This window comes from Corynebacterium sp. HMSC034B08, from assembly GCF_001835805.1.
Taxonomy (GTDB): domain Bacteria; phylum Actinomycetota; class Actinomycetes; order Mycobacteriales; family Mycobacteriaceae; genus Corynebacterium; species Corynebacterium coyleae.
On sequence record NZ_KV825939.1, the window covers coordinates 73,547 to 77,352 of the forward strand.

3 protein-coding genes are annotated in these 3,806 nt (G+C 62.2%); 2 read left to right on the forward strand and 1 reads right to left on the reverse strand.

Features of this window, described 5'->3' with window-relative positions:
- On the reverse strand, positions 1 to 156 hold a 156-nt coding region (locus HMPREF2656_RS04430; protein WP_141761009.1), incomplete at its 3' end, for a type II toxin-antitoxin system ParD family antitoxin.
- Positions 157 to 199: 43 nt separating this feature from the next.
- Here HMPREF2656_RS04430 and HMPREF2656_RS04435 point away from each other — a divergent pair.
- Positions 200 to 1,840, forward strand: a complete 1,641-nt coding sequence (locus tag HMPREF2656_RS04435; protein ID WP_070815967.1) for a DNA repair helicase XPB — start codon at positions 200 to 202, stop codon at positions 1,838 to 1,840.
- Between the two features lie 10 nt (positions 1,841 to 1,850).
- Positions 1,851 to 2,495: a DUF3239 domain-containing protein gene (locus HMPREF2656_RS04440; RefSeq protein WP_070815968.1), complete on the forward strand. Its 645-nt coding sequence runs from the start codon at positions 1,851 to 1,853 to the stop codon at positions 2,493 to 2,495.
- Positions 2,496 to 3,806 lie beyond the last annotated feature (1,311 nt).

A 3,806-nucleotide genomic window follows, 5' to 3' on the forward strand; every position in this document is an offset into this window, starting at 1 on the left:
GCGTAGTGCCTTAAACTTCTGCTCTCGCTCCTCCACTAGCCGCAGGCCTTCGCGCAGGACTTCGCTGGCGGAGGCGTAGCGGCCGTCTTCGAGCAGTTGGGCGATGAATTTGTCGTAGCGTTCGCCGAGGACAACGGATGTGTTTTTCGCAGCCATGCCCGTAGACTACCAACGCCTACGAACAGGAGGAGTAGATCACATGGCTCTCGGCGACGGCCCGCTTATCGTCCAGTCGGACAAGACTGTGCTGCTCGAGGTCGCGCACCCGGACGCACCCAAGGCCCGTGCCGCGCTCGCCCCGTTTGCGGAGCTCGAGCGAGCACCTGAGCATATCCACACCTACCGCATCACCCCGCTCGCGTTGTGGAACGCACGCGCTGCCGGCTTCGACGCGGAGCAGGCCGTTGACGTGCTCGAACGGTTCTCCCGCTTCCCCGTCCCGCAGCCGCTGCTCGTGGATGTTGCGGAGACCATGGCGCGCTACGGTCGCCTCAAGCTGGTCAAGCACCCCGCGCACGGGCTCATCCTCGAGGCGGACGACCCAGCGATCCTCACCGAGGTCACCCGCTCCAAGAAGATCATTCCGCTGGTCGCATCGCGTATCGACGACACCACCATCCCCGTCCACCCATCCGCCCGCGGCCAAATCAAACAGGAACTGACCAAACTCGGCTGGCCTGTGGAGGACCTCGCGGGATACGTCGACGGCGAGTCCCACCCGATCGCGCTCAACCACGACGGTTGGAAGTTGCGCGACTACCAGCAGTACGCCGCCGAGTCCTTCTGGGAAGGTGGCTCCGGCGTCGTCGTGTTGCCGTGCGGCGCGGGCAAAACCATTGTGGGTGCGGCCTCGATGGCGCAGGCGCAGACCACCACGCTCATCCTGGTCACCAACACCGTCGCGGGCCGCCAGTGGCGCGACGAGCTGCTGCGCCGCACCACGCTCACGCCCGAGGAGATCGGCGAGTACTCCGGGGAGAAGAAGGAGATCCGCCCGGTCACCATCGCCACTTACCAGGTGGTCACCCGCAAGACGAAGGGTGAATACCGCGCGCTCGAACTTTTCGACTCCCGCGACTGGGGCCTCATCATCTACGACGAAGTCCACCTTCTGCCCGCCCCCGTCTTCCGCATGGCCGCCGACCTCCAGTCCCGCCGGCGCCTGGGCCTGACCGCCACGCTGGTGCGCGAGGACGGCCGCGAGGACGACGTGTTCTCCCTCATCGGCCCCAAGCGTTACGACGCCCCCTGGAAAGAACTCGAAATGGCCGGCTACATCGCCACCGCCGAATGCGTCGAAGTGCGCACCACACTTGGCGACGACGAACGCCTCACCTACGCCACCGCCGAAACCCGCGAACGCTACCGGTTGGCGGCGTGTTCGAAGGCGAAGCTTGGGGTCGTCGATAAGCTGCTTGCAAAACATGAAGGTCAGCAGACCTTGATCATCGGCGCCTACGTCGACCAACTCGAGGAGATCGCCGCGCGCATCGACGCCCCACTTGTCGACGGCAAAACCACCACCAAGAAACGCGAACAAGCCTTCCAGGCTTTCCGCGACGGTAAAATCTCCACCCTTGTGGTGTCCAAGGTGGCGAACTTCTCCATCGACCTGCCCGAAGCCGCCGTGGCCATCCAGGTCTCCGGCACCTTCGGCTCCCGCCAAGAGGAAGCGCAGCGCCTGGGCCGGCTGCTGCGCCCGAAGGCCGACGGCGCAGAGGCCGTGTTCTACACCGTTGTCGCCCGCGACACCCTCGACGCCGAATACGCCATCCACCGCCAGCGCTTCCTCGCCGAGCAGGGCTACGCGTATCGACTCGTCGACGCCTCCGACCTCTAAACTCTTCCCCATGAAGGTTTTCAAGTTCGACGTCGACGAAGAGTACGCAAAGCAACACAACGAAATGATCCGCGACACCCGCAGCCTCGTCGCTTCGGGCGTCGCCCTCTTTGTGATCTCCTTACTCGGCGCCGCAGCCGTCTGGTTCTTCGTCGACCCCGAATCCCCCTGGCACACCCTGGGCACCTTCGGCCTCGCTCTCTTCGGCCTCATGATGCTCGTCGTGGGCCTGCTCATCCCCCGCAGCGTAGGCAAGACGCAAGAACTTTACGACGCCAACCCGCTGGCCCCAGCCATCATCACCGAACGCGTCGGCACCACCATCACTCTGACCGCCCTGGTGAACATGAACGTCGAGCCCTCCCTGCCGCCCCGCTGGGGCATCACCTCCCGCGTCTATCACCCGATCCCGAACACTTCCGACAAGGTGGGCACCAAGGTCCCCGTCGCCGCCGTCGGTGCGCAGCGCTCCGCCCAGAACAAGAAGATGTGGCAGATGGTCACCCCGATGCCGATCGCCTGGGGCACCCCGGACGTCGCCGTCATCGACGAGGCCCGCAACGCCGTACCCGGCGACCAGTGGTCCAAACTCGAGCGCGCCCGCAAGAAGAAGGACCTCCTCGAGCAGTCCAAGAACACCGTCGTGGAGTTGTAGTTCTCTGTTTGTTTTTTGAGGTTGTTGGGGCTGTTGGGAGCGCTTGGCTGTTGGGGGGCTGTTCGGCCCCTGCCGCCCCGCGCCGGCCGTTTCGTCCGCTCTGCGCCACGCCGGCAGCCCCCATTGGCCTTGCCGACAACCCTGCCCCGCACGCCAATGCAAAACCCCACATCACACCATTCGCCAACCTGGGCGGAGTGTAAAATCCTGCAGCCAGTTGAGCTTCATTTTGCATTCACAGAAGTGCGCAGGTGGCTTTAGTGGGGGCTTCGGTGGTGTGAAGGCGATGACTCCGCGTTACGGACAGTTGGACCTCCCCCCTGCCCTCTCCCGATGCCCATGCATTGGCTTGGTGGGTATCGATCCCCTTCTCACTCCGCATTGCGGACAATTTGGTGAACCCCAATGACTATGCAGCGACATAGTTGAGACAAGTCAGCGTCCACTATGCAGTCGCATAGTCAGGCCCGCACAGTTTCTAACTCCGCATTGCGGACAAGTTGGTGAAACCCCAACGACTTTGCAGCGACATAGCATATCGAATCCCGTTTCCGTCTCCGCATTCCAGACAAATGGCTCCAGCCAACAACTATGCAGCGGCATAGTGGTGCCCGTGGCGTTATGGACTCTGCGTTGCGGACTAGTGGGCGCCCACCATCTATTTCGGCATGGGTGGTGGGCTACTTTTGGCGGAGCGCTTTGGGCTACTTTTCAAAGAGCGCAACCAAGCACCGTGGGAACCGACTCCGCATTGCGGACAAGTGGGTGGGCACCAACTATGCGGCGGCATAGTGATGCCCGTGGCGTCTCCCAATTTGCATTGCGGAATAGCCCGGTGATCGCCGGTGACTATGCCGTGGCATAGGCCAGCCCGTTCTGCCACTGACTCTGCATTGCGGACAAGTTGGTGGACACCAACGACTATGCAGCGGCATAGTGGAACCCGTTCAGTCTCCCGCTCCGCATTGCGGACTAACGGGTGTACGCCAACGACTATGCAGTCGCATAGTCAGGCACGCAATGTTTCTGATTCTGCATTGTGGAAAATTGGGGGTGCCGCAACGACTATGCGGCGGCATAGTGACGCCCGCACTGTTCCTGATTCTGCATTGCGGACTAATGGGTGTACGCCAACTATGCAGTGGCATAGTGATGCTCGATGCGTCTCGCATTCTGTGTTGCGGACTAGTTGGTGGTCACCAACGAAATGTAGAGGGATGGGAATGTGAAAAAACACCCAGAGTGCAGCACGGGTGGTGCTGGGCTCTGGGTGTTTTTGTGTGAAGTTGTTGGGTCGGCGGTAACCTACTC

What these genes read in the sequence shown, in the direction of transcription:
- HMPREF2656_RS04435 (WP_070815967.1), top strand. Translation starts at nt 200, where the DNA reads ATGGCTCTCGGCGACGGCCCGCTTATCGTCCAGTCGGACAAGACTGTG.
- HMPREF2656_RS04440 (WP_070815968.1), top strand. Translation starts at nt 1,851, where the DNA reads ATGAAGGTTTTCAAGTTCGACGTCGACGAAGAGTACGCAAAGCAACAC.